Source organism: Owenweeksia hongkongensis DSM 17368 (assembly GCF_000236705.1).
Lineage (GTDB): Bacteria > Bacteroidota > Bacteroidia > Flavobacteriales > Schleiferiaceae > Owenweeksia > Owenweeksia hongkongensis.
Genome location: NC_016599.1, coordinates 1,245,656 through 1,269,241, shown reverse-complemented (window position 1 = coordinate 1,269,241; position 23,586 = coordinate 1,245,656). Strand labels below are relative to the sequence as shown.

The 23,586-nt window shown below is 39.6% G+C and carries 27 protein-coding genes; 15 read left to right on the top strand and 12 right to left on the bottom strand.

All coding sequences use genetic code 11. The features are described 5' to 3' along the window. Positions 1-83 precede the first annotated feature (83 nt). The gene (locus OWEHO_RS05735; protein ID WP_014201531.1) at positions 84-1,190 is read right to left on the bottom strand and encodes a hypothetical protein; all 1,107 of its coding nucleotides are present in this window, start codon (positions 1,188-1,190) and stop codon (positions 84-86) included. Between the two features lie 122 nt (positions 1,191-1,312). On the opposite strand from OWEHO_RS05735, the gene panB reads away from it, so the two are divergent. From panB to OWEHO_RS05720, 3 genes are all read left to right on the top strand, one after another. Next, a complete protein-coding gene (gene panB, locus OWEHO_RS05730; protein WP_014201530.1) occupies positions 1,313-2,131 on the top strand; it encodes a 3-methyl-2-oxobutanoate hydroxymethyltransferase in 819 nt (272 codons plus the stop codon). A gap of 4 nt (positions 2,132-2,135) precedes the next feature. After that, entirely contained in the window at positions 2,136-2,819 is a 684-nt protein-coding gene (locus OWEHO_RS05725) for an RluA family pseudouridine synthase (RefSeq protein WP_014201529.1), read from the top strand. 101 nt (positions 2,820-2,920) lie between these two features. Beyond that, a complete protein-coding gene (locus OWEHO_RS05720) occupies positions 2,921-3,514 on the top strand; it encodes a hypothetical protein (RefSeq protein ID WP_143764529.1) in 594 nt (197 codons plus the stop codon). A gap of 75 nt (positions 3,515-3,589) precedes the next feature. Here the strand turns inward: OWEHO_RS05720 and OWEHO_RS05715 are convergent, their stop codons facing one another. Next, the gene (locus OWEHO_RS05715) at positions 3,590-4,036 is read right to left on the bottom strand and encodes an Hsp20/alpha crystallin family protein (protein ID WP_014201527.1); all 447 of its coding nucleotides are present in this window, start codon (positions 4,034-4,036) and stop codon (positions 3,590-3,592) included. A gap of 199 nt (positions 4,037-4,235) precedes the next feature. On the opposite strand from OWEHO_RS05715, the gene OWEHO_RS05710 reads away from it, so the two are divergent. Next, positions 4,236-4,904 carry a lysoplasmalogenase gene (locus OWEHO_RS05710; protein ID WP_083827975.1) on the top strand — a complete coding sequence of 223 codons (669 nt, stop codon included), beginning with the start codon at positions 4,236-4,238 and terminating at the stop codon, positions 4,902-4,904. Here the strand turns inward: OWEHO_RS05710 and OWEHO_RS05705 are convergent. Together OWEHO_RS05705 and priA are read right to left on the bottom strand one after the other, a co-directional pair. Further along, complete coding sequence (locus OWEHO_RS05705) at positions 4,901-5,344, bottom strand: FKBP-type peptidyl-prolyl cis-trans isomerase (protein ID WP_014201525.1); 444 nt, start codon at positions 5,342-5,344, stop codon at positions 4,901-4,903. The genes OWEHO_RS05710 and OWEHO_RS05705 overlap by 4 nt on opposite strands. A gap of 9 nt (positions 5,345-5,353) precedes the next feature. Beyond that, the gene (priA, locus tag OWEHO_RS05700) at positions 5,354-7,822 is read right to left on the bottom strand and encodes a replication restart helicase PriA (protein ID WP_014201524.1); all 2,469 of its coding nucleotides are present in this window, start codon (positions 7,820-7,822) and stop codon (positions 5,354-5,356) included. Between the two features lie 63 nt (positions 7,823-7,885). Here priA and OWEHO_RS05695 point away from each other — a divergent pair, with 63 nt between their 5' ends. Further along, the gene (locus OWEHO_RS05695; protein WP_014201523.1) at positions 7,886-8,233 is read left to right on the top strand and encodes an arsenate reductase family protein; all 348 of its coding nucleotides are present in this window, start codon (positions 7,886-7,888) and stop codon (positions 8,231-8,233) included. 19 nt (positions 8,234-8,252) lie between these two features. Here OWEHO_RS05695 and OWEHO_RS05690 read toward each other — a convergent pair whose 3' ends face one another. The 3 genes from OWEHO_RS05690 to OWEHO_RS05675 form a co-directional block, all read right to left on the bottom strand. Then, the gene (locus OWEHO_RS05690) at positions 8,253-8,621 is read right to left on the bottom strand and encodes a hypothetical protein (RefSeq protein WP_014201522.1); all 369 of its coding nucleotides are present in this window, start codon (positions 8,619-8,621) and stop codon (positions 8,253-8,255) included. 588 nt (positions 8,622-9,209) lie between these two features. Further along, positions 9,210-10,376 (bottom strand): THUMP domain-containing class I SAM-dependent RNA methyltransferase, encoded by a 1,167-nt coding sequence (locus tag OWEHO_RS05680; protein WP_014201520.1) that lies wholly within the window; start codon positions 10,374-10,376, stop codon positions 9,210-9,212. Further along, complete coding sequence (locus tag OWEHO_RS05675; protein ID WP_014201519.1) at positions 10,363-10,707, bottom strand: hypothetical protein; 345 nt, start codon at positions 10,705-10,707, stop codon at positions 10,363-10,365. The genes OWEHO_RS05680 and OWEHO_RS05675 overlap by 14 nt, the downstream gene beginning before the upstream one ends. A 452-nt stretch (positions 10,708-11,159) precedes the next feature. Here OWEHO_RS05675 and OWEHO_RS05670 point away from each other — a divergent pair, with 452 nt between their 5' ends. The 9 genes from OWEHO_RS05670 (at position 11,160) to OWEHO_RS05630 (ending at position 17,721) form a co-directional block, all read left to right on the top strand. Beyond that, positions 11,160-12,938, top strand: a complete 1,779-nt coding sequence (locus OWEHO_RS05670; protein ID WP_014201518.1) for a sodium:solute symporter family protein — start codon at positions 11,160-11,162, stop codon at positions 12,936-12,938. Between the two features lie 112 nt (positions 12,939-13,050). After that, positions 13,051-13,476, top strand: coding sequence for a VOC family protein (locus OWEHO_RS05665; protein WP_014201517.1), 426 nt, complete (start codon positions 13,051-13,053; stop codon positions 13,474-13,476). Positions 13,477-13,486: 10 nt separating this feature from the next. Beyond that, complete coding sequence (locus tag OWEHO_RS05660; protein ID WP_014201516.1) at positions 13,487-13,852, top strand: nuclear transport factor 2 family protein; 366 nt, start codon at positions 13,487-13,489, stop codon at positions 13,850-13,852. A gap of 86 nt (positions 13,853-13,938) precedes the next feature. Then, a complete protein-coding gene (locus tag OWEHO_RS05655; protein WP_143764526.1) occupies positions 13,939-14,727 on the top strand; it encodes a sulfite exporter TauE/SafE family protein in 789 nt (262 codons plus the stop codon). Beyond that, a complete protein-coding gene (locus OWEHO_RS05650; protein WP_014201514.1) occupies positions 14,724-15,473 on the top strand; it encodes a class I SAM-dependent methyltransferase in 750 nt (249 codons plus the stop codon). The genes OWEHO_RS05655 and OWEHO_RS05650 overlap by 4 nt, the downstream gene beginning before the upstream one ends. A gap of 38 nt (positions 15,474-15,511) precedes the next feature. Next, entirely contained in the window at positions 15,512-15,694 is a 183-nt protein-coding gene (locus tag OWEHO_RS05645; RefSeq protein WP_014201513.1) for a hypothetical protein, read from the top strand. Positions 15,695-15,714: 20 nt separating this feature from the next. Beyond that, positions 15,715-16,158, top strand: a complete 444-nt coding sequence (locus OWEHO_RS05640) for a hypothetical protein (RefSeq protein ID WP_014201512.1) — start codon at positions 15,715-15,717, stop codon at positions 16,156-16,158. An 80-nt stretch (positions 16,159-16,238) separates the two neighbouring features. Continuing rightward, complete coding sequence (locus tag OWEHO_RS05635) at positions 16,239-16,940, top strand: ZIP family metal transporter (RefSeq protein ID WP_014201511.1); 702 nt, start codon at positions 16,239-16,241, stop codon at positions 16,938-16,940. Between the two features lie 148 nt (positions 16,941-17,088). Continuing rightward, positions 17,089-17,721 (top strand): peroxiredoxin, encoded by a 633-nt coding sequence (locus tag OWEHO_RS05630; RefSeq protein WP_014201510.1) that lies wholly within the window; start codon positions 17,089-17,091, stop codon positions 17,719-17,721. A gap of 57 nt (positions 17,722-17,778) precedes the next feature. On the opposite strand, the gene OWEHO_RS05625 is transcribed toward OWEHO_RS05630, so the two are convergent. Next, positions 17,779-18,225, bottom strand: coding sequence for a hypothetical protein (locus OWEHO_RS05625; RefSeq protein ID WP_014201509.1), 447 nt, complete (start codon positions 18,223-18,225; stop codon positions 17,779-17,781). Positions 18,226-18,384: 159 nt separating this feature from the next. On the opposite strand from OWEHO_RS05625, the gene OWEHO_RS05620 reads away from it, so the two are divergent. Next, a complete protein-coding gene (locus tag OWEHO_RS05620) occupies positions 18,385-18,882 on the top strand; it encodes an MgtC/SapB family protein (protein ID WP_014201508.1) in 498 nt (165 codons plus the stop codon). Between the two features lie 32 nt (positions 18,883-18,914). Here the strand turns inward: OWEHO_RS05620 and OWEHO_RS05615 are convergent, their stop codons facing one another. The 4 genes from OWEHO_RS05615 to OWEHO_RS05600 all read right to left on the bottom strand — a co-directional run bounded on the left by OWEHO_RS05615 (position 18,915) and on the right by OWEHO_RS05600 (position 23,582). Beyond that, a complete protein-coding gene (locus OWEHO_RS05615; RefSeq protein WP_014201507.1) occupies positions 18,915-20,021 on the bottom strand; it encodes a C1 family peptidase in 1,107 nt (368 codons plus the stop codon). Between the two features lie 66 nt (positions 20,022-20,087). Beyond that, on the bottom strand, positions 20,088-21,542 hold the full coding sequence (locus OWEHO_RS05610) for an META domain-containing protein (RefSeq protein WP_014201506.1): 1,455 nt from the start codon (positions 21,540-21,542) through the stop codon (positions 20,088-20,090). 76 nt (positions 21,543-21,618) lie between these two features. Beyond that, positions 21,619-22,698 (bottom strand): endonuclease/exonuclease/phosphatase family protein, encoded by a 1,080-nt coding sequence (locus tag OWEHO_RS05605; protein ID WP_014201505.1) that lies wholly within the window; start codon positions 22,696-22,698, stop codon positions 21,619-21,621. Further along, on the bottom strand, positions 22,698-23,582 hold the full coding sequence (locus OWEHO_RS05600) for a rhomboid family protein (protein ID WP_014201504.1): 885 nt from the start codon (positions 23,580-23,582) through the stop codon (positions 22,698-22,700). The genes OWEHO_RS05605 and OWEHO_RS05600 overlap by 1 nt, the downstream gene beginning before the upstream one ends. Positions 23,583-23,586 lie beyond the last annotated feature (4 nt).

The following is a 23,586-nucleotide window of genomic DNA, read 5'->3' as shown; positions in this document are numbered from 1 at the left end:
AAGAAACCCTGACAGTTTTGTCAGGGTTTCTATTATTTACGTCAGACATTGAAATATCGAAAATGTCTATCTGTCAGTTTTTATTAGTCACATACGCGCTCAGGCCCGATACCAGGAATGCGCTCGCAATAGCAAGTGTCGCCACTTGTTACTATGGCAAATCCTTTTTCGCAAAGTGTACTGGATAAATAGTAGGTGGTAGCCATTTGCTGGCTCATTGCAACTTCGTCAAGCATAATGCTTGTGCGCGATGAAAATAAGCCCGTACCGTTCTCAATGTCTGGAAATTCAGGCTTACTGTTGTTAACTCCTTCAGTTGGTCTGTTAAGGTCAATGTACTTTGCTAAATCTTCTCCACCGGCCCATATAATAACAGTAAAGCTTTTGAAAAATCGTAGAGTATTTGGTTTTAGTTCAGGTAAGTTGCTTGCAAGTAGAGTGTAAATATTATTAGGCGAACCATCTACATCAATAGTTTCAAATGGGTCAGCTGGGATTTGGGCTCCTTCAATAGTAGTGTAGTCTAGCTTTTGCACTAAATGCTCAACAGCACCAGTTTGGCGATTCACTTCTTTATAGTAAAAGTAAACATCAACCTCATAAATTTCAGCCTGATCACTTTGATACCACTTTAAATTGCCATTAAAGGTACGTGCTGCGATTACATTAGGGTTTGGTAATACAAATCTAAACCCAGAATTACTGGATTGCTGAATACCTACAATTTCTGTTATTGAAGATGCTTCAGGGTGTTTAGCATTGCTCTTTTCTACCACAAGTTTGTAGGTTTTATCCTCTTCTATGGTTTCGGTTGTGCGGTATAGGCGAAAGTCGTCTGTACTGTAAATGCCATCATCAAGTTTTCTACTTGTAAAGTCAGGTTTCAAAAAGATAGTATTTACTGGGGTTCCTAAAGAACCATCAGCACCACGTGAATAAGCCTCCAGGTAAACTGAAATGGCAGTAGTATCATAATAAACTGAATCTGGCTCTCCATAAGAAGCTGATGCAGCGGCTTCTCCAAGATAAGCTCTTTGCACGCGAATCCAGTTGGTATCAGCAGCAGGGTCTAATAAACCATACACCACTGTTATATCTGCCCAATCGTCATTAATATTAAAGTCGTTATCACATGATGACGAAAACAAGGTGATAAAAGCTAGAAGGGAAAATATAGTTAAGTACTTCATCCGTTTTTTTGACATAATCATTTATTCATAGACTGCTAAGTCGAAATAGGGTGGCCTGATAAATATTTAAAATAACGGCCTTCTGCCGCAAAAGTATAATTTTGTAGCTCTAAAAAAATATTATGTCAGTCGCAAAGTCAGATTTTAAGAAAGTAACTACCAATTCCGTGCAGGAGATGAAGCAAAATGGTGAGAAGATATCTATGCTTACCGCCTATGATTTTACTCTTGCCAAAATAATTGATAGTGCAGGGATTGATGTAATATTAGTTGGTGATTCTGCTTCTAATGTGATGGCTGGTCATGAAACCACACTCCCCATTACTTTAGATCAAATGATTTATCACGCCAGTTCAGTGGTTCGAGCAGTAGAAAGAGCCCTTGTGGTGGTGGATCTTCCTTTTGGTAGTTATCAGGGAAATTCCAAAACAGCCCTTAACTCTTCTATTAAAATAATGAAGGAGAGTGGCGCTCATGCTGTAAAATTGGAAGGTGGAGTAGAGGTTCTTACTTCAGTAAGGAGAATTTTGACTGCTGGTATTCCTGTGATGGGTCATTTGGGGTTGACTCCACAGTCAATCTACAAATTTGGAACATATACTGTAAGAGCAAAAGAGGAAGAAGAGGCGGAAAAGTTAATTTCGGATGCTAAGAAATTGGAGGAAGCCGGTTGTTTTGCCTTAGTGTTAGAAAAAATTCCAGCTAAGCTTGCCGCTAAAGTAGCGAAAGCTATTTCTATTCCCGTGATAGGTATTGGTGCTGGTGGCGATGTAGATGGCCAAGTGCTGGTATTGCATGATATGCTGGGAATGACTCATGAGTTTCACCCAAGATTCTTACGTAGGTATCTTAACCTTTATGAAGATATAAATGGTGCCGTACAGAACTATATTACAGATGTGAAGTCTTCAGACTTTCCGAACGAGAAAGAACAATACTAGCAGTTTGGAAAAACCAGTATCAAAAAGAATCCTCTTTGAGGATAATCATCTTATTGTGGTAAATAAGCTTGCTGGCGAATTAGTGCAAGGTGACTTTACAGGAGACAAACCTTTGCTTGAAAAAGTAAGAGAATATATAAAGGATAAGTACAACAAGCCCGGAAATGTTTTCACAGGATTGGTGCATCGCTTGGATAGGCCTACCTCTGGAATTGTGGTTTTTGCCAAAACTTCCAAAGCTTTGACAAGGATGAATGCGATCTTCGAAAAACGGGAAGTTGAGAAAATATATTGGGCTATTGTAAAGGGTTTCCCACCAAAAGAGGCCGATCATCTGGAGCATTTCCTCAAGAAAAATGAGAAAAAGAATAAATCTGAGTATTTTTTTAAACCTATAAAGGGTGGAAAAAGAGCGGCTCTAAATTACCAAGTGGTCAAAAAATTGGAGCAATACAGTGTTTTGGAAATCAGATTGGAAACGGGGAGACACCATCAAATTAGAGTGCAACTTTCTGCGATAGGGTGTCCGATAAAAGGAGACTTAAAGTACGGGTTTTCAAGGAGTAACAAAGACGCTAGTGTGTGCTTGCATGCTAAAAAGGTTATATTTGACCATCCTGTTTCAGGAGAGTCTTTAACGTTTGAGGCTCCACTGCCGACAGGAGAAAACATTTGGAAATTTGTTTGAAACTCTAATTCTCACTCGTCATGTTTATCCTCAAATTTGCTTTAGAAGTTAGTCTTCTTGTAGGTCTGTTTTTTATTTTTAAAAGATTTGTTTTCAAATCAATGGGACTATCGAAAGTAGAGAACACTCAAAAACAATTAGGTATTCTCAACAGAGCTGCATATTCATTTATCTTTCTGTTTTCGGGTGTAGTGTTTTCATTTATCGCTTTTTGGGTCATTTATATCGCATTCAATATTTTTCACAGCTTGGGTCATTATAGTGGAGTGCTGGTAGCGGAGCAGGTTGGCCTATTTGCACCATCGTTGATTATTGGTTTTTATATAAGCACTCAATCTTCCAAGGCTGTATATGCCCATTTTTTTGGAGTAAAATCTTTGTCTATGCTTCCGGCTTACGCTTCCTATAGCACCGCTAGTCGCAAGGTTTTCACTAGAATTTTTTCGGCTATGACGCTAATTCCAGCGTTGGTTTTGGTGGCACTTCAGTTTAACGTGTATCTAAAAATAGATGGTGATAAAATATACACTCGACAAATGTTGCAAGCAGAAAAGGTCTATGCTCTAGCAGATGTCGTGCGCGTTACGGCAGGTGGTGATAATGATTTTTCACTAATGATGAATAATGGTGAAGTAATAGCTGTTACTTCATACAGTGGAAACATTAACGCCTTTTTAGATCATTTGGATTGGTAAAAAAATAGGGATGAAATTTCTTTCACCCCTATTAACCATTAACCTAATCTAATCAACCTCTATGAAAAGTCTTTTCTAAGAAATACTAATAGCACGAGCTGGTTGAGGTTTTGCCTCTTCCTTTTTTGGGAGTGCAATGCTCAATACTCCGTTTTCATAACTTGCTTTAATATCCTCTTGATTTATCTGATCTTCAGTAATTCTGAATGATCTTTTAAAACTCTTGAATCCAAACTCTTTTCTTGTGTAGTTCGGAGTTTTATCCTCGCTCTCTGTTCTTACTTCCGCAGAAATGGTAAGTAAATTATCTTCAACTGAAATATTGAAATCTTCCTTTTTTAGCCCTGGTGCAGCTATGTCAAGTGTAAAGCCATTTTCATCTTCAGCAATATTTACTGCTGGTGAATAGCCTCTGGTTCTTTCAACATTAGTGGCTGGCCAGTTGAAAAAATCATCAGATAGAAAACTGCCAAATAGTGGATTAATTCTTGGATTCATTTCTTCTCTCTTTATAAGTTTCATAATCGTTTGTTTTAATGTTTTATTTGCTGAGGATTAGTCAAACTAAATACCAAAGGCAAAATGTGGGTGTTTTACGAGAAGCGCTCAGACAAAGTGTCTGTTCTTACAAAGCAATACTGACGGTATGTCTGTTTTGCTTGAGTTTGACCATCATTTCGTCAGGAAAATAACCTCTGATTGATCATTTAATAAAGCGACATTGAAAACAAAAGATTTTTCCAAAATATACTTGTCTATACTATTGCTGCACTTGGTGGTAATTTATAAGCCGGACAGCGTTGAATTATATTACCTGAGTAAGCCTTTACTACTTTTCAGCCTTGCTGTATTTTTTATCAATAGAAATGGATTTACCACAGTTTCCATAAAACAAGTAGCTGCGGCATTAGCTCTTTCATTGGCTGGGGATGTATTATTAATGCGGGATGGAGAGTTTTTCTTTTTAGGTGGAATGGCCGCCTTTTTAATTGCGCATGTATTTTACCTTCTATTTTACTTTGGCCAAAAGCTAAAGGTGAGTTTAGCGGCTTTAGCAGGAGGTGGGGCTATAGCTGGAGCTGGTTTATGGACTCTGTATACCTATGTAAATACACCGCCCGAGCTAGAGCTCTATTTGTATGTGTACGGTATTGTTCTAGGGCTGCATTTTGTGATAAGCTTGCTTTTTGCTTACGCTAATAAAGGCTTGCAATGGCTGAGTGCTTTAGGAGCTTTTTTGTTTTTGATCTCAGATTTAATTCTGGCCTTTAATAAATTTAACGAAAGTACAGTGTATCTGAGCATAGCGGTAATGCTTACTTACGGTTTGGCGCAATACTGTATAGTATTATCGATAAATGATTATCTCGAAAAAGGGAGAGGGGATTAATACACTTGAAGAAGCTCAATGTCAAAAATCAATACGGAGTTTGCGGGGATCCCTGAGGTTGATTGATCGCCATAGCCAAGTTTGGAAGGAATAATTAGCTTTCCTTTTCCCCCTACTTTAAAAAGTGGAATTCCTTCCGTCCAGCCCTCTATTACTTGGGTAAGTTTAAACTTAATTCCTGCGGCAGAACTTTGGTCGAACACGGTTCCATCTGTTAGGTAGCCTTTGTAAGCTACTTTTACATAACTGTTTGATTCCGGATGGCGGCCAGTGCCTTCTTCTTCTATTACATAATACAACCCTGATCCGGTTGCCTTGGCATCAAGATTTTGGTCAGCGATGTACTTGGTAATTATATCTTGGTCAATCTTATCCTGATCTTCCTTTTTACAAGAAAAGAAGGCTGTGGCTAAAAATAAAAGGAAAAATAATTTTTTCATAATTATGCTTTACATAGGATCCACATCGTAAATGACCTGGATTTTTTTATCTGGGTTTTTGCTCAGAAAAATATTAATGGTCTCTAGTAAACTTTCCTTGGCTTTGTTCAGGGAAACTGAGCGTTCAAATTTCAGAATAATTTCCATCTGATAAAAATTGCGCAGCCGAGCAACTAGTGGAAACTCAGGGCCAAGTATTCTTTCTCCAAAAACACCTCGTAATTCCTTTCCTAGTGCGATTGCGGAGTTGGAGAGATGTTGTCTGTCTCGATGCTTTAGCGTAAGCTTTACCATTCTATAGTAAGGAGGGTACTTAAAGTTTTTACGCTCATATCGCTCATCCTCATACATTTTGTCATAAGCATTATCCATCACCTTACGGATAATATTATGATAAGGATCGGCAGTTTGAATGAGTACTTTTCCCCGTTGGTTTTTTCTACCGGCCCTACCGGCTACCTGTGCCATTAGCTGAAAAGCACGCTCATGACTCCTAAAATCAGGAAAGTTGAGAAGCGAGTCTGCGTTGAGGATTCCTACTAAAGCTACATTTTCAAAATCCAAACCTTTGGTTACCATTTGAGTTCCGATAAGTATGTCTATTTCGCCATCTTCAAATTCGGTAATAAGGTTGAGGTAGGCGTTTTTTTTTCGTGTTGTATCCAAGTCCATTCGTTTGATATTAGCCTCGGGAATCATCAACTTTAAATCGTCTTCCAATTTTTCGGTGCCAAAGCCCAGAGCCTTTACTTCATAGCTTCCACAGGCTGGACAGCGCGAAGGAACCTGGCGTGTATAGCCACAATAATGGCACCTAAGCATATCTATGTGTTTGTGATAAGTAAGGCTGATGTCGCAGTTTTTGCACTGATTTACATGTGCACAATTTTGACATTGAATCATAGTACTAAAGCCACGTCTGTTTTGAAAAAGGATAACCTGCTTTTTATTGGCCAGCGTTGCTTTTATCTCCTCTACAAGCTCATGGCTAAAATTCCCATGCATCTCCTTTTTATTGCGCGCACGTTTCAGATCCACACATTGTATCTCGGGCATTGGTAAATCTGCGTGACGCTTGCTCATTGTGGCTAAACCAAATTTCCCGGCAAGGGCATTGGTATAAGCTTCAATGCTAGGAGTGGCGGAGCCCAGTAGTACTTTGGCCTTGCTCATGCTTGCCAGCAAAATAGCTGTGTCGCGGGCGTGGTAACGCGGTGCTGGGTCAAACTGCTTAAAGCTCGTTTCGTGCTCTTCATCCACTATCACAAAACCAAGGTTTTGAAAGGGGAGAAAAAGACTGCTTCTGGCACCAATTACCAAATAAGGCGTTTCAGGATTTTCAATTAGCTTGAGCCAGGTTTCTACTCGTTCTCTATCGCTAAAGCGCGAATGGAAAACCAAAACGTGCTCACCAAAATACCTTCGCATTCGTGTGATGAGCTGTGTGGTTAGGGCTATTTCAGGAACTAAATAGAGAACCTGCTTTTGCTGATCGAGCATTTCCTTGATGAAACGAACGTATATCTCGGTTTTACCCGAAGAAGTTACACCGTGAAGTAAACACACGTCTTTATCTTCAAAGTGTTGTTTTATTTCTGAATGAGCTTTTTGTTGATGTTCGTTCAGTTCATAAAAATCATGAGTAGATCCGCCTTTTGAATCTTCTTCCGGTTGGTCGTAGTAAATTTCAAAAATCCCTTTTTCGGCAAGTCCTTTTAATGAAGAATCTGAAGAATTAGCGGCTTTCAGTAGTTTGCTAGCGACTATTGGTTTGGGTGCATCATTATCTTCTCTGGAGGCTTCACCCATTAGTTTAAAATAGGAGAGAAGCACATCTTTTTGCTTAGGAGCACGGCTTAGTTCTTCGAACAACTCACTTAAGCCAGAACCTGAGTATTTATCGGCTAAACGTACCAAGCGCTTTTGGACCGGTCGATAACCGTTTTTTAATTCTTCTTCAAGTACGATATATCTTTTGCCGAGAAGGCTATGAATGAGCTTAAGCGGATTTTTAAAACCCGTGATGTCCCCAATCTCTTTTATGCTCAAAGCATCCTGAGAAGTAAGAGCCTCAACAATCAAAAACTCGTTATCGTTGAGTTCTGAGTCTTCAATCTTTTTGAGATGATTACGAAGCACTACCGTTTCACTTTCTAATTTGAGACCGGAGGGTAGAGCAGCAGTCATGATCTCACCCATGGTGCAGAGGTAATAATCTGCCATCCATTGCCATAGCTTTAATTGTAGCGGACCAACGATTGGATTTTTATCTTCTACCTCAATAATGTCTTTCGGTTGAAAACCTTCGGGTGCATTATCATGCACAGAAAATACAAGTGCTGTGTACAGTTTTCGCTTACCAAATTGTACAATTACCCGCTTACCAGGCGCCACATCTTCGGCAATATCGAAGGGAATACGATAGGTGTAGTTTTGGGGTAGGGCTAATGGAAGAATTACTTCTGCGTACTGTGGCATAGGGTGCAAATGTAATTACAATGACGACAAAGTTCAGTTGATGTGCAATGCTATATTTGCTGTATGAAAAAGATTTACCATTTAGCAACTTGCTCTACCTGCATTCGTATTATCAAAGAACTCAACCCAAGTGAGGATGTGATTTTGCAGGATATTAAAACTGAGAAAATTACCGAAGCCCAAATTGATGAAATGGCAAAAATGGCCGGTTCTTACGAAGCGCTTTTTAGCCGAAGAGCAATGAAGTACAAAAGTATGGGCTTGAAGGATAAAAATCTTTCGGAGCAAGATTATCGTCAATTGATTTTGGATGAATACACTTTTTTAAAACGTCCTGTAATAATTGCGGGCGACCAAATATTTGTAGGTAACGCAAAGAAAGAGGTTGAGGCTGCCAAGGAAGTTTTTTGAGAAGAGTAGGGAGTAGGGATTATTGAGTAGGGAGTTTACCCTCACGTAAAAAATATTTATAAATCATAAGCCCCGAAACCAGCATAGTAGAGATAAAATAAGAGAGGCCAACGAACAGGAATATTTGAGCTTCCTGATTGAAGCTTGGGAATTCTCGAAATTCAGACATCAAGGCTAAAAGCATGTACAGGCAGGTAAGTATCAAAATACCTGGAATAAGCAATCCTAAAATTCTGTTTTTGAAAATGATTTGGAGAACTAAACTGAGGAGGAGAGATGTCGCGATAGGATTGAGGCCCCAACCAGCCGAACCCCAGTAAAAAATTACAGAAGCTATTAATAGATATTCCGGAATTTGGAGGGCTATTTGTTTGAGTTTGCTCATCATTGCTGACTTGGTTAATGATGATTAAACAACGAGGAAAAGAGTGCTTTAGTGCCCATGCTAGACTCCAGCTCTTCTTTCTTTGCCAAGAAAGAGAAATGCTTTTAAGGGATGAACAACTGAGTAATAAATTCTAATTCTCTTGGGTTTACTTTTCTGTACAGTTGTTTAGGGATGCCTTTCTGATCTATGAAGGATACAATGATAGTTTCACTATTTTTCCACCCCAGTAACCTAAAATTATTTTGTTGAACTGAAAAATCACAGATATAGGAAGCTGGTGTTGCTTGCCACTCATTGTTGTGATCTTTCAAGAATTTTGTGAATTGGTTGTGCAAGCTTGAATTAACAAGTATTGTATCTAGAACCGAATGGGTTAGCTTGTCGTTATCGTTGTATGAATATTCGTACAGAAGGTAGGGTTCGTTTACATTAATTACATCGTTGAAGTCGACATCTGTATTACAGGAAACAAACGTTATAGTGATAAATAGCCCTGTAAAAAATTGGTAGAATTTTGTTCCTTGGTTGAATTTCATATTGTTAGTGAATTTTCTCTACTGCTTACTACCAACTCCCTACTCATGCTCCTTATTGCTTCTTCGCCTTCCTACTTCCTTCGTACAAATCATAACGTACCAACCAGCTTTCAAGGCTACCGTTTATCATTGGTATTTTTTGGGAAGGGCGTAAGCCTACATGTTTCAGTCCTTCACGGCTGGAGGTAATCATCCAAGCGGTATATCCTGCAAAATCACGCTTTAGGGTGTCGCCAATACCGCGATATAATTCGGGGATATCAGCTTCTATTTTTACACCATAGGGAGGGTTGAAAACCAACATGCCCGGGCGTTTGAGTTCGCGACTACTTCTAAAGTTCATAAAGTCGGCCTTCTCCAACTTTACCTGTTCTGTCATCAAAGCGCTTTTTACGTTGCTTCTAGCCTTTAGTAAAACGCGAGGGTCTTTGTCAAAACCATAAATGCCGTAATAGAAGTTCTTTTCTTTTTCCAAAGCTTTATTGAAAAGCAGGTCGTAAAGTTCTTTGTCAAAGTTGTTCCAGTTTTTGAAAGCAAAGTCTTTGCGGAAAACGCCCGGAGGAATATTGTGGGCAATCATGGCGCCTTCAATAAGGAAGGTGCCCGAGCCACACATTGGGTCAATCAGGCTACCCAAACCATCCCAACCAGCAAGCTTTAAAATACCTGCTGCAAGTACTTCGTTAATTGGGGCCACATCAGCTTCGGTGCGGTACCCACGTTTGTGTAGCGAGTTTCCGGAGCTGTCCATAGAAACGATTACGTTTTCATTATAAATATAAACGTCAATGCGGATATCAGGGTTTTTGGTGTCAACAGAAGGGCGGCTTCCTGTTTTTTCGCGAAAGCGATCAACAATGGCATCTTTCACCTTTTGCGACATGTATAAGGTGTGGTTGTATTGCTGGGCATAAATTGTGGTATCTACCACTATTGTTCTGTCTTTGTCAAATAGATCTTCCCAGGCAATGTCTTTTACCTTTTTGTAAATCTCATCTTCATTTCGAGCTTTAAACTCCTTGATGGGAACCAAAACACGAAGGGCGGTGCGCAGCCAAAGATTGGCCTTGTACATAAAACCAATGTCACCTTTAAAAGTTGCACCACGCTTTACGGGCTCTACATCCATAGCACCTAGTTGGCGCAATTCTTTTACCAATACTTCTTCCAGGCCCTGCATGGTTTTGGCCATCATCCTGAAGTTCTTATTTTCTGTCAAGTCGCTCGGTTTGAATTTCTACTTTATCGTTTGGCTCAGCCACAGCTTCGCTAAATATCACTTCTGTTTCTACAGTATCATCTTGTTCAATCTCTACACCTACCGTGTCAATCCATACAGCTTCATTTCGTGAAAGCTGAACTCGGTACTCCATGGCCTCAATGGGTTCTGGTGTGGTGAGCATTAGCCTCACACCATATACTTCCTTGTTGCCTAGTTTAGTTTTAAAAACCTCTTCAGACACCATGTGAGAATCAGAAATTTCTTCAGAATTAGAAACGGAACAGGCGGCAAGCATCCCTGCCGAGAAAACGAACAACCAATGTTTCATATCAAAAAACAGATTTAATATTTAATGTGGTGAATTTATTTGCCTTTCTTGACGAGTATTCATCAAAGAAGGCTTGAAAATTGTGTGGCCAAAGGTAGAAATTAAGTAGCTGTGATTTTTTTGTTAGTTTTTATCTTTTCCTCCTCCGTCCTGCGGGCACCTCCTCCAAAGGAGGATAGCCTCATGAAAAACCTTAGAGAATTATATTTTGTACCGTATCCCACGCGAGAACATGTGCTGAGCTTGTTGAAGTAGGGGGTGCCTGAAAGGCGGGGGTGGACTCAATAGAAGTCATGATGTATAGTAGGAATACAAAGATTACTTGTTCACCAAATCCCTGTCATTATAAACATTCTATTGAATGAGTCAATCTAAATTTTCATATTGCCGAAAATTTGAATCAACAAATTCAAAAACCAATTTTGTTGATTTCGTGATACTACATAACACGCATGGCAAACCTCACAATACTCGACTGGATAGTTGTAATCTTCTTTCTCACCTTATTCATTTTTATAGGTATCCGCTTTCGCGGAAAAGCGGGTTCGTCTCTTACTGACTTCTTTCTGGGTGGAAGAAACATGCCCTGGTATCTTGCTGGGGTAAGTATGGTGGCTACCACCTTTGCGGCTGATACACCTCTTTGGGTAACCGAAAAAATTGCTCAGCACGGTATCTCAGGAAACTGGCTTTGGTGGAACATGCTTATTGGAGGAATGCTCACCACCTTCTTTTTTGCACGAATGTGGCGAAGGGCAAATATCCTCACCGAACTTGAACTTTTAGAACTTAGATATAGTGGTCCCATTGCGCGGTTGCTGCGTGGTGTAAAGGCTGTTTACCTTGGGCTTTTTCTCAATGTAGTAATTATCGCCTGGGTAAATGCCGCTTTGATTTCCATCATAGAAGTGTTTTTTGAAGTGCCTTACGAAACTGCTTTTTGGGTAGTCACCTGCGTTATGTTTTTGGTACTTATTTATAGTTCCATTGCAGGCCTTTTGGGAATTGCCATTACCGATTTTGCCCAGTTTATAATCGCTATGACGGGCTGTATTATCCTTGCAGTAATAGTTTTGAACGCACCCGAAGTGGGAGGGGTAGAAGGTTTGAAAGCAAAACTACCAGCCTGGCGATTGAGCTTTTTCCCAAAAATTGATGGAGCTGGAGATGCCTTAATCGGAACATTCTCACTGACCACGGGAGCCTTTTTGTCCTACATATTTTTACAATGGTGGGCCAGCTGGTATCCAGGAGCTGAGCCCGGTGGTGGCGGTTATATTTCTCAACGTATGATGGGGGCTAAAGATGAAAAGAATGCCGTTTATTCTAGCCTGTTTTTTCAAATTGCACATTACGCTTTGCGCCCATGGCCATGGATTATTGTGGGCCTTTGTGCTTTGGTTCTTTACCCAGACTTACCTGTTGAGGAATCCCGAAAAGGCTTCATTATGGTAATGCGCGATTACCTGCCTGACGGTATCAAAGGACTTTTGTTTGTTGGCTTTTTATCTGCCTATATGAGTACTATTTCTACTCAGCTCAATTGGGGTTCGAGCTACCTAACCAACGATTTGTACAAGCGTTTTATTAAGAAGGAAGACCAGTTTGAAAACGAAGAAAAGGCGCAAAAACACTATGTATTTGCCGGAAGGCTCATCACTATTTTTGTGATGTTGGTAGGTTTGGGCGTTACCACGCAAATCACCACTATAGACAGCGCTGCACAGTTTCTTATAGCAAGTGGTGCCGGATTAGGAATGGTGCTTATTCTGCGCTGGTACTGGTGGCGCATCAATGCCTGGAGCGAGTTGGTAGCTACAATTGCACCTTTTATAGGTCTGGCTTTCGCCAAATTTGTACTGCCTAGCTACGTTCCCGAAACATTTTACACCAATAATGGTGATTTTATTTTCACTGTTTTATTTACCACTATTTCTTGGCTAACGGTAACTTTTCTCACTTCCCCTACGGATGGAGAAACCTTAAAACGTTTTTACGACCGTGTGCAGCCGGGTGGTTTTTGGAGGTACTACAGAGGTGATGAAAACAACAATCGATTGACACCTTATCTCTTTGTGTCCTGGCTTTCAGGAGTACTCATGGTTTATTCCATACTCTTTTTTATGGGCTACTTCATTTTCGAAGAATGGACTTTATTTTACACTTGGCTGGCCTTGGCTATTATTGGCTTTGTGGCTCTAAGGTGGGGAATGAAAAAGGCTGAGATTTAACTCGGGCAAGCAGAATTTATGTTTTGGGGCTGTATTTTTTTACATAATGTAGCCTGCTTTGCAATACCAAACTTTGTACATAGCTTTAAGGTTCAATCTTAAACCTTTTACTATGAAAGTACATCCATACTTAAATTTTGACGGCCAGGCCGAAGAAGCTTTCAATTTTTACAAAAATGTGTTTGGTGGGGAGTTTTCTTCTAAAATGAAAATGAGCGAAGCACCTGATGGTGACAAACTCCCTGAAGAAGATAAAAACCGGCTTATGCACATTTCACTGCCTATTGGAAAGGATACCATTTTGATGGCTTCGGATATCGTACAATCTTGGGGGCAAACCCTCCATCAAGGAAATGGCAATTACATATCACTACACCCGGAAAGCAGAGAGGAAGCCGACCGTATTTTTGAAGCCCTCTCAAATGGTGGAGAAGTAGAGAAGCCCATGGAAGATCAGTTTTGGGGTGATTACTTCGGTAGCCTCAAAGATAAATATGGTGTATTTTGGATGGTGAACTTTAATGAAGAGCAGAGCTGAAAAGAATAGCATGAATAATCTAAAAGAAGAATTCGTTCGCAAGTTTAATCAGGCCTTTTTGGCAAATGATATCTCGTTTATTCTAGAAAGCGTAACCGAAGATGTGTATTGGGAAATGGTGGGAGATCGTATTCTTGATGGTAAGGAAAAGCTAAAGGATTTTTTTGATGCAATGCCTGAAGATGCAGGACTTGACTCGCTCGAAATCCACCACATCATTACCCATGGAAAAGTAGCTTCGGCCAATGGTGAAATGAAAATGAAAGATAATTCAGGAAAGCTGAAGACCTACGGATTTTGCGATGTGTATGAGTTTTCGGGGTTCAAAAATCCCAAAATAAAAAAGCTAGTTTCTTATATGGTGGCGAAGGATTAAGAGTTGTAAAACCCTCAAAAGACAGGTGAAATAAATTTATTTATCAAATCTTCATAAACCAAAGCTATCACTCTACCTTCGCGGCCTTGGAAATCTGGGAATATATATTACTTCTTTTGGGAGGCCTTATGGCTGGTATTATCAATACCCTTGCGGGAAATGGATCTGCCATCACTTTGTCAATTCTCATTTTTATGGGTTTTCCAGCTGATGTGTCAAACGCCACAAATAGGATTGGAGCCTTGGCACAAACTATTACCGCAGTTTTTAGCTTAAAGCGAACACCGCGTACCAAGATGCTATTTAATGATAGCTATTGGTTTTTCATTCCTTCTATCATAGGGTCTATAGTGGGCGCCATCATTGCTGTAGAGATAGACCCGGGCTTGCTAAAAATGATTATCGGAGGTATTATGCTGCTGCTGCTAATTACCTTAGTTACTAATCCTAAAAAGTGGAATATCGCTACAGATGTTTCTAAAAACCGAAAAACCTGGATTAATGCTATTTTGGTATTTCTGGTAGCGATTTATGGTGGTTTCCTCCAAATGGGAATAGGAATTATGCTCCTCAGTATTTTGGTGCTTATTGCTAAATATAGCCTTCGGGATGCCAATATTATCAAGTTAGTTTTGGCGGTAACCTTTGTAATGCCAGCCTTTTTTGTGTTTCTCTATACAGGAGGTATGGAGTGGATTCCAGGAATTACTTTGGCGGTGGGGCAATCGATAGGAGCGGTTATAGGTGCACGTTATATTTTGTTTTTGCCCAAGGCTAACTTATACGTGCGCTGGCTTTTAATAGTAATACTTACGGTATCGTCAATAGTATTGCTGAGAATCCCTGAGTGGATGATGGGTTTATTTGATTTATGATGAAGGAAGGTTTGATTAAAAAAAAAGAAGCTTGGTTTGAATCGTGGTTTGATACCACTTACTACCATTTGCTATATCAAGATAGAGACGATAAAGAAGCACGCTTTTTTATTAAAAACATGATCGACAATTTGAAGCCAGATCACAATGCTCATTTTCTGGATTTGGCTTGTGGCCGGGGGCGTCATGCTAAGTTTTTGAGCGAGCTGGGGTATGATGTTACGGGTATCGATCTTTCTGAAAGCAACATTGAGTTTGCTCAGCAGTTTGCCAATGATACTCTTCACTTTGAAGTAGGAGATATGCGGCAACCTTTTGGTGAAAACCGCTTTGATTACATTTTTAACCTGTTTACCAGTTTTGGGTATTTTGACAGTTATGATGATAATTTGAGTGCCCTCAAAATGATGAAGCGAGCTCTAAAACCAGATGGAGTTTTGGTACTCGACTTTATGAATGTAAATAAGGTGCGTCTCGGTTTGGTGGAAGAGGAAGTAAGGCAAGTGGAAAATATTGAGTTTCACATTGAGCGATTTATTCGCGATGAGCGTGTAATCAAAAAAATCACTTTTGAAGATAAAGGCCATCATTACAAATACGAGGAAAAGGTACAGTTATTAGATAAAGGTGATTTTGAAAAACTATTTCAGGAAGCCGGTTTCACCATCACTCAGGTTTATGGCGATTTTGACTTGTCAGAATATAATAGGCGTGATGGAGAGAGGTTGATATTGGTGGCGGAGTAAAAAGTGCAATTTTCTATCTTAGTAAAAATATTTATTTGATGATTTCAAAAGCGAACTTGAAGAAAACCATTGATGATCTTCCTGATCGATTCTCCTTGGAGGAACTTATGGAAAAAGTCATTTTGCTGGATAAGATTGAAAGAGGCTATAAGCAGTCGGAAGCTGGACAAGTTGTGGTTGAGTCCGAAGTTGAAGAGGAAATGGCAAAATGGTATTGCTAGAAGGGAATTGATTTTCATTCATGTTTCTAGAAAAACACTTTACTTATAAATCTGAAAAAGCTCCGGAAGAAATCTTAGTTGAGCTTGAAGAGAAAATTACTACCAGCAAGCAATTTAATTTCAGAATAACAGCGAAGGAGTTGGGCCCAAAATTTTATATAACTAAAAAAAGGACCCTCTTTAGTCCGTCTGGAAATACTTCCTTTTCTCAAATAGAAGGAGAGGTGAAAGACCTTAAAGTAAGCATTAGGATAAGCGGTGGAATGATCCCTGAAGCAGTTGTGTTTTTTATGAGCATGGTGCTGATTTTTTTTGGATTTGGATATGCTGATTCACAAGAGTGGTATATAATTATACTGCTTATTTTTCCGTTAATCATTGTATATCTGGGCATGCGCTTGCAGGTTAGTTCTGAAATAGATTACCTAGAAAGAAAACTAAAAGAGCTCATAGACATTGAATAACAGTCGTGCATTCAATGAACTAACTTCCTTACTTTTGCCCTTCCAAAAATTATTCGGACAATATCCACTAAGCGCTAAGCATGACATACCTTTTACTTATAGCATCGGTACTTTTAGGTAGCCTAATCTCAGCTTTTCTAAAGTCTCAGCGCGATGTATCCATTAAGTTTTTACTGGTTTTTAGTGGGGCTTACTTGCTCAGTCTGGGTGTTTTTCATTTGCTTCCAGAAGTTTACGAAGTTCATGACCACACAATCGGTCTTTGGGTGATGGGGGGCTTTTTTATTCAGCTGGTGCTTGAAGTATTTAGCAAAGGGGTAGAGCATGGTCACGGCCATCCTGAGCATTTTAAGGATAAAGGCATTCCGCTTACTGTAATGATTAGTTTATTTATTCATGCACTGTTAGAAAGTTTACCCATTGGTGCGCATACCCACGAATTGAGCAGCAATACTTTGCTCTGGGGGATTGTAATTCACAAGCTGCCTGTAAGTATTATTCTTTTTGCCATGCTTACTGAGCTCACTAGTAGTAAGCTTAAGATCATTTTCTGGATGGCAATGTTTGCGTTAATAGCTCCTATAGGAGTTTGGCTGGGAGAAACTCTTCCCTTTTTAGAACAATACTACCGTCAGCTTACGGCCCTTACCTTGGGGGTATTTATTCATATTTCTACCACCATACTTTTTGAAAGCAGTAAATCTCACAAGTTCAACTTTATTAAGTTTTTTGTGACTCTATTAGGGGTGATAATTGCTTGGATAAGCGTATCACACCACTAATTAGTTATGTCTATGAGCTTGTTAGATATAACTAATGCAAACCCTATGCTTAAAGGAGTTAGCTGAACTATATTTGCAATCGCTATTGGAAATAGAAAAACAATAGTTAAAACAAATTTAATCTAGTAATAAATTTAAATTCAATAATATGGCTGTATTAGTAGGAAAGAAAGCCCCACAATTTACTGCAGCAGCAGTAGTAAACGGAGAAGAGATAGTTGATGACTTCTCTCTAGAGCAATTTGCAGGAAAGAAGTATGTGGTACTTTTCTTCTACCCAAAAGATTTCACCTTTGTTTGCCCAACTGAGCTTCACGCTTTCCAATCAAAATTGGAAGAATTCCGTAGCCTGGATGTTGAAGTTGTAGCAGTATCTACGGATACTGAGCAGTCTCACTGGGGATGGTTGCAATTGACCAAAGATCAAGGTGGTATTCAAGGAGTAACTTACCCTTTGGTTGCTGATACCAACAAGACTATTTCTGCAAACTACGATGTATTGGCAGGAAGCTACTATTATGATGAAAATGATGAGCTTAAGGCTGAAGGCGAAATGATCGCTTACCGTGGCCTTTTCCTTATCGACAAGGATCAAGTAGTTCGTCACCAATTGGTAAATGACCTTCCGCTAGGTAGAAATGTAGATGAGGCTTTGAGAATAGTAAAAGCTTTACAATTTACCGAAGAAAAAGGCGAAGTATGCCCGGCTAACTGGGACGAAGGTAAATCAGGAATGAGCGCTACTCACGATGGCGTTGCTTCTTACCTTAGCCAAAACTAAGAAAGCACAAGCTTTTTAAATATCAGAAAGGGGCTCACATTATTGTGAGCCCCTTTTTTATTTTACCGCAAAGTTTAGAACATCATCTATAGGAACTTCCATCGGTTTTTTTCTACATAAATGTTCGATCCGCTTTTTAGTGGAACCAACGTATTGGGCAGCATCTTCTATATTCGTAAAAGTTTTGGTAGGCATACTTTGTACCAGTTTACTTTCAAAAATCATTGCAAGTGCCACTTCAAAGGGCTTTGTTACTATCAAGGTAAACTTGGAATTGAATCGAGCTTTACGATCTACCAGCATTTCAATCAGTGCGGATATTTCCAATGTTCTAAGGTTCACGTTGGCTTCAGAAAGATCTACAATGGTGTTGTACTCGGGTTTATAAAGAGGGTGGTTCCAAACATAAAGTAAGGATTGTCTAAAAAAGACAAAACCAACTGAGCCCTGAATTCGAGCTAAGATAAGTTGGTCATCGGCTGATATGGTGTATTTGAATTTCATCAATTAAGCTCCCCCCTTGTTTTTAATTGATTCCTTTAAGATATAAAATATGTTTCAGTAATTAAGGATAAACCAAAGAGCTTTTAGTAGTTAAACACTTTTGTATGTAGAGTGTTATCTTATTTAGGAATTACATAAAAAATCAGTTTCTAACGGAATATGGAAGATTTTACAATAAAAGCAGGAGAAATTTGGGTGCTCATTGATGTAGCAATCGCGCTATTGCTGGGAGGTATGATAGGTCTTGAGAGGGAGTGGCAAAGTAAGCCGGCAGGACTTCGTACCAATATGATTATTGCAGGAGCTTCTGCATTATTTGTTTCGCTGGGTAGGGTTATAATGGTGGATTATACAGGACTCACTCCGCTGGACACTATGGGAATTGATCCAACTCGTATTATGCATGCCGTAATTGTAGGTGTGGGGTTTATTGGTGCGGGCACCATTATAAAAAGCACGGATAATAATCGAGTAATGTTTCTGACAACAGCAGCTACTATTTGGATGTCTGCCGCGGTTGGAATATGTGTAGGTCTTAAGCAGTATATGCTTGCAGTATGTGTTTCTCTAATGATGCTGATAGTAAACTATGTATTTCGTTTTGTTGGAGGCTATATATCTGATCGATCCAATGCCGATCCGGATGATGAAAAATAAAAAAGGCTCCAGATTGGAGCCTTTCAAGTGTTTTAGATACTTAGCTTTTTGCGAATAACTTTTGGAAGTGCGTCTTTATGTACCATCACCGAAATAGTTTTCAATCGCATATAGGATTCGCTCATATAGACGTGACCACCGTTGGCCAGGCCATCACCCCATGAGTTTTTTACTTTGTAATATTTAGTGCCGTTTTGGTCTACCAACGTCCCGGTGATGTGCATCAAGTGATCATCAGTGGTTTCCTGATTTTCAAAAAGCTGTTGGCGATAAGCTTGATTAATTTCCTTTTCATCCATAGGAGTTGTCAAAGCTTCCTTTTCCTTGCTATCGTCAAGCGGAATAACAGCTACACCCGCACGGGCTGAAAAGGTAGCTTCGCTTACGTCACAATCCAATTCTATAGAGTAACCATTGGCCAAAGCATCATCTATTACCTTCATCATTTCGTCAAGAGAAACGTTGTACATGCTTCCATTAGAAAAGTTATCGGGTATATTTAAAATGAAATTACTGTAAAATGGAGCTTGCGTAAATGATGTCACAGTAATGTAATCATCAGGGTTTATCTTGGTCATTTTAAGGAATGACTGTGGCGTGTACTTTTTGCCTTCATATTCAAACTCTGAAGGAACAGGACCTAGGTAAACATCAAGAATAGCATTTACAGCATCTTTCCATTTATCGCTCATCTGTTTTGTGGGCTTTTCGATGTAAGTGTCCAGTAGAGAAGTAAGCACGGCTACCATTTCAGCATGATTGTGAGTATTTGCTCCAGCATCCAAACCTGTGTAGGCTACTTGTGGTACCAGGCCATTTTGCTTTACAGAATTCATTACATCATGAGCCAAACCACCTTCACTAAACTGAGCTTTGCCTTGACGCATCAAGTAGTTTTCGGCTTTAGCCAAATAGGTAAACCGCACATTATACATTTCAGAAATGTCGATTTCCTTATCGTCAATTCGTAAGATTTCAGATTCTATAAAAGAGGTAGTGCTAAAACTCCAGCATGTGCCTGTACGCCCTTGGCTGATTACGGGCGTTGCTTCAAGGTTTATCTTTTCTTCAAACTGATATTGCCCATTTGCCGAAAGGCCCAGTAGACCAATAAACGAGGCTATAAATATTTTCTTCATGGTAATTTTTAAAAAATAAAGTGGGCAAGGTAAGCAAGCCTGTGAAATCACTAAAGTGGAAAGTGTTTAATTATTTTTTCCGAAACGCATAATGATAGTGTCGCCTTCCAGAAGCATCAAGCTATTGCCTTCATTTGAAATTAAATAGGAATCAGCCTTAGTGAGCGTATCAATAAAAGCTTGCTCATTCACTCCTCGGCAAGCGCGCTTGGTCATTACCATTTCTTTGGCAATTTTAAACGATTTTCCATCATATTCAGCAGCCCCGCTAAAGCGATTGCAGCCTGTGGAACCAGAAATACGACCTTCATTGATATCGAAAAGTAAGGTGGGTTGGTACGTTTCAAAGTCCCAATTTTCACTTTCAGCTCCTGAAAAGGAAACTAAATTCCATTCGCTGTCCATCGGATTAGTTTTTTCTTTTTGGTAAAAAGGTGTTCCCATCTTTTCGGCTAAATATAAGTATGGTTTATGGACATGATGTGTGAAAATGGCGGTGCTATCAAATGGAAAAGCTTGAAAATAAGCATTGTCTGGCTGAAGCACAATTTGGATACCGGTACGTACATAATTGCTGGAAGGTAAATAATCGGGCACCACCAAGCCGTCCATTTTTTCCATTACCATTTTATGAGCTTCATCTCCCAAATACCTTTGATAGTTCTTTTGCGCTTTGCGAGTGGGCTTATTTAGCTTTTTGTAAACATGCTTTAGCACTATTCTGGTGGTCAGTTTTTGTTTGGAAATTATTTCATCAGCATGAATGAATGGATTAGTTTCATTAAAGTCATCTAAAGTTTGAATAGTGATGGGAACTTCTGGCACCCAGTCCGCAGCATTTACTACGTTAAAAGCCCAGCCATTTTGTGTTTTGGCCTCGTAGTCATAAGCATAATATAAGTTCCCGGGTTTGGGAGCTGCGCTGCAATAGGTTTTAAATTGAATGTCATTGGCAAGCTTCCTTTGTTTTTGAAGGGAGAGAAAGTGGGAGGTGAGCAAGTAAGCAATTCCACCACCTTGGCTGTGTCCTATGATAAAAAAGTCTTTAATTCCTTCCTTATATAGATAGTCTACTTTCTGAAGAATATCATCTGATAAAGTAGCAGTTCCAATTAACCAACCGATATGTACGGCTGCCCGTTTGTCGTCAGCAAGTTGGTAGTCAAAAATGTTATCCTCGCCCCATTTTATTTGCCCTTGAGCAGGTACCATGGCTGCATAAAAATTTAACAACCAACTTTCAGCTTTTGGAGTAGTACCACGTACACTTATCACTGCGCAGTTTCCTTCATTATGAACCCATAGGTCCCACAGATTATCCATGGCGGTTGGTTCGGAGCGAAACATGATATTGTAGTTTTCGGGCTTTAAAAAGGTTTCAGAATATTCTGAATCTGCCGTGGTTTGAGCAGAAATGAGCATTAGCTCCTTATATTCCTCTCTGTCAAATCCTGGTTTTAAGATTTGTGAGTTTGCCGAAAAGGCGAACAGGGTAGTAAGGGCAAAGAAAAATTGCTTCATGGTTTTGGTTTTTATCAGCGATGGATAAATCTAAGACTTTTGCAGAAAGCCTGAAAAGAGATTATGAAGCCTTTATTTAAAGTCTCCACTCCAAATCGGCAGTAATAGGAAAATGGTCAGAAAGCTCTCTTTTGATGTGTCTAAAATTGAGAGCATGAAGGTTCTCACTGTGAAAGATGTAATCGATGCGAAGTGGAACAGGACTTTTTACGTAAGTCTTACCAAACCCTTGGCCTGACTCGGTAAAGCTGTCCTCCAGTTTATTGTCAATTTCATGATAAACGAAAGACTGCGGCACATCATTAAAATCACCGGCAAGCACCACGGGGTTGGGGCTGTTTTGAATTTCATGCACCACAGATTGTATTTGTACTTCCCTTCGCTTAAAGGCTTTGCTAAGGTTGTTTGCTATCGACTTTATTCCTTTTTCCAGCTTTTCCTGGTTTTCGGTATCTGGATTCTCAAGCAATTGATAGTCAGAATACTCCAGGCCAATGGAAGCAAGGTGTACATTGATAAAGCGAATCGGTTTCTTTTTCCAAACAATATCAGCATATTGAAATTGATTATTGTAGCTGCTATCGTTTTCTATAATAATGGCCTCACTTTTCTCAATTTTAAACTTTGAAAAAATAGCCAAACCGTATTGCCCGTTTCTATTTGGCTTAAAAGAAGAATAAGAAAACCCCAAGCTTTTGGCTGTGGCTTTATCCGTTTTTTTATACTCCTGAAGCATAAGTACATCAGGGTTTTCGTCTTTTATGAGCTCTACAATTTGTGTTTCAATAGTGAGGTCATCAATCCAATCATACTGATTAAATAATCGCACGTTGAAGCTCATTACTTTGAGCTTTTGGTCATTGGCAACCACTTTTTCGGCCCCACCAAATTGATACAATCTACCCACATGCATATAGCCTAAACTAATTACAACTATGGGAAGGAAGACTTTGGTTTTAAACCGAATAAGCCAATAGATGGCAAAAGCTAAATTCACAAAAAACCAAACCGGATAGCCCAGAGCTATAATTGAAAATACGGTGGTGACTGATGAAGGGACATAGTAGGCTAAATAAGAGCCTAGCAAGAGCAAGGCAAAAATGACATTGAAAAAATAGAGGAGTCCGTCAAGGAATGTTTTACGAGCTGCGGCCATTAATCTTTACCTATTTTGAAGAGGTAATCTTTTTCTTCTTTGGAAAGACTTTCATATCCGCTGCGGCTTATTTTGTCCAAAATCTCGTCCATACGCTGCTGGTTGTGAACTTGCTTTTCGCGATAGTTGGCCTTCTTAGAAGTATTGGTGTATACGGTTTTCATCTTAGGTTTTGGTTTAAACCAATTAGCAATGTTGTCCATAAACTTGCTAAAACCTTCCGTCCAGTCTTTGCCATTTTTTAGCTGACTTACACTAAGGTAGCCAAACAAGGCACCGCCAAGGTGAGCAATGTGACCACCAGCATTATTGCCGTCTCCCAAATAAATTAAATCCATCAAAAGCGCAGCGGCAGCAATCATCCACAGCTGGGCATTCAGGGTAAAAAATATTTTAACAGGATAGCGTGGAGCGTAAGTAGCTACACCAATTACAATGGCCATAACTCCAGCTGAGGCGCCACGATTATTTGAAATAACCACGGCTTCAGAAAATGAAGGGAATAAATTGTAAGCTATAATATAAAGGATACCACCAGCCAGACCACCTAAAATGTAGGTACTCAATAATCTGCGTCCACCCATGTATTCCATAAACAGGCGACCACCAAAGTATAACCACAACATATTAAATAAGATGTGTAGAAAACCTTCATGGAGAAACATGTAGGTAAAGAGCGTCCATGGGCGAGTGGCTAGGGTGCCGAGATTACTTGGCAGAGCAGTCCATTGAGTGAATATATCAGCAAGCTGAATTTGGAACAAAAAACCAATAATTCTCAAAAGCAAAAAAACTACGAATACCGCCAAATTGACCAGTATCAATCGGGTAAGGGCATCGCCCTGCTTAAAGGATGTTCTTATTTCTTCTCGTATTCCAGACATGCGT

What these genes read in the sequence shown, in the direction of transcription:
- OWEHO_RS05735 (WP_014201531.1), bottom strand. Translation starts at nt 1,190, where the DNA reads ATGAAGTACTTAACTATATTTTCCCTTCTAGCTTTTATCACCTTGTTT.
- panB (WP_014201530.1), top strand. Translation starts at nt 1,313, where the DNA reads ATGTCAGTCGCAAAGTCAGATTTTAAGAAAGTAACTACCAATTCCGTG.
- OWEHO_RS05720 (WP_143764529.1), top strand. Translation starts at nt 2,921, where the DNA reads ATGGGACTATCGAAAGTAGAGAACACTCAAAAACAATTAGGTATTCTC.
- OWEHO_RS05715 (WP_014201527.1), bottom strand. Translation starts at nt 4,036, where the DNA reads ATGAAACTTATAAAGAGAGAAGAAATGAATCCAAGAATTAATCCACTA.
- OWEHO_RS05705 (WP_014201525.1), bottom strand. Translation starts at nt 5,344, where the DNA reads ATGAAAAAATTATTTTTCCTTTTATTTTTAGCCACAGCCTTCTTTTCT.
- priA (WP_014201524.1), bottom strand. Translation starts at nt 7,822, where the DNA reads ATGCCACAGTACGCAGAAGTAATTCTTCCATTAGCCCTACCCCAAAAC.
- OWEHO_RS05695 (WP_014201523.1), top strand. Translation starts at nt 7,886, where the DNA reads ATGAAAAAGATTTACCATTTAGCAACTTGCTCTACCTGCATTCGTATT.
- OWEHO_RS05690 (WP_014201522.1), bottom strand. Translation starts at nt 8,621, where the DNA reads ATGATGAGCAAACTCAAACAAATAGCCCTCCAAATTCCGGAATATCTA.
- OWEHO_RS05675 (WP_014201519.1), bottom strand. Translation starts at nt 10,707, where the DNA reads ATGAAACATTGGTTGTTCGTTTTCTCGGCAGGGATGCTTGCCGCCTGT.
- OWEHO_RS05670 (WP_014201518.1), top strand. Translation starts at nt 11,160, where the DNA reads ATGGCAAACCTCACAATACTCGACTGGATAGTTGTAATCTTCTTTCTC.
- OWEHO_RS05665 (WP_014201517.1), top strand. Translation starts at nt 13,051, where the DNA reads ATGAAAGTACATCCATACTTAAATTTTGACGGCCAGGCCGAAGAAGCT.
- OWEHO_RS05660 (WP_014201516.1), top strand. Translation starts at nt 13,487, where the DNA reads ATGAATAATCTAAAAGAAGAATTCGTTCGCAAGTTTAATCAGGCCTTT.
- OWEHO_RS05650 (WP_014201514.1), top strand. Translation starts at nt 14,724, where the DNA reads ATGATGAAGGAAGGTTTGATTAAAAAAAAAGAAGCTTGGTTTGAATCG.
- OWEHO_RS05645 (WP_014201513.1), top strand. Translation starts at nt 15,512, where the DNA reads ATGATTTCAAAAGCGAACTTGAAGAAAACCATTGATGATCTTCCTGAT.
- OWEHO_RS05640 (WP_014201512.1), top strand. Translation starts at nt 15,715, where the DNA reads ATGTTTCTAGAAAAACACTTTACTTATAAATCTGAAAAAGCTCCGGAA.
- OWEHO_RS05635 (WP_014201511.1), top strand. Translation starts at nt 16,239, where the DNA reads ATGACATACCTTTTACTTATAGCATCGGTACTTTTAGGTAGCCTAATC.
- OWEHO_RS05630 (WP_014201510.1), top strand. Translation starts at nt 17,089, where the DNA reads ATGGCTGTATTAGTAGGAAAGAAAGCCCCACAATTTACTGCAGCAGCA.
- OWEHO_RS05625 (WP_014201509.1), bottom strand. Translation starts at nt 18,225, where the DNA reads ATGAAATTCAAATACACCATATCAGCCGATGACCAACTTATCTTAGCT.
- OWEHO_RS05620 (WP_014201508.1), top strand. Translation starts at nt 18,385, where the DNA reads ATGGAAGATTTTACAATAAAAGCAGGAGAAATTTGGGTGCTCATTGAT.
- OWEHO_RS05615 (WP_014201507.1), bottom strand. Translation starts at nt 20,021, where the DNA reads ATGAAGAAAATATTTATAGCCTCGTTTATTGGTCTACTGGGCCTTTCG.
- OWEHO_RS05610 (WP_014201506.1), bottom strand. Translation starts at nt 21,542, where the DNA reads ATGAAGCAATTTTTCTTTGCCCTTACTACCCTGTTCGCCTTTTCGGCA.
- OWEHO_RS05605 (WP_014201505.1), bottom strand. Translation starts at nt 22,698, where the DNA reads ATGGCCGCAGCTCGTAAAACATTCCTTGACGGACTCCTCTATTTTTTC.
- OWEHO_RS05600 (WP_014201504.1), bottom strand. Translation starts at nt 23,582, where the DNA reads ATGTCTGGAATACGAGAAGAAATAAGAACATCCTTTAAGCAGGGCGAT.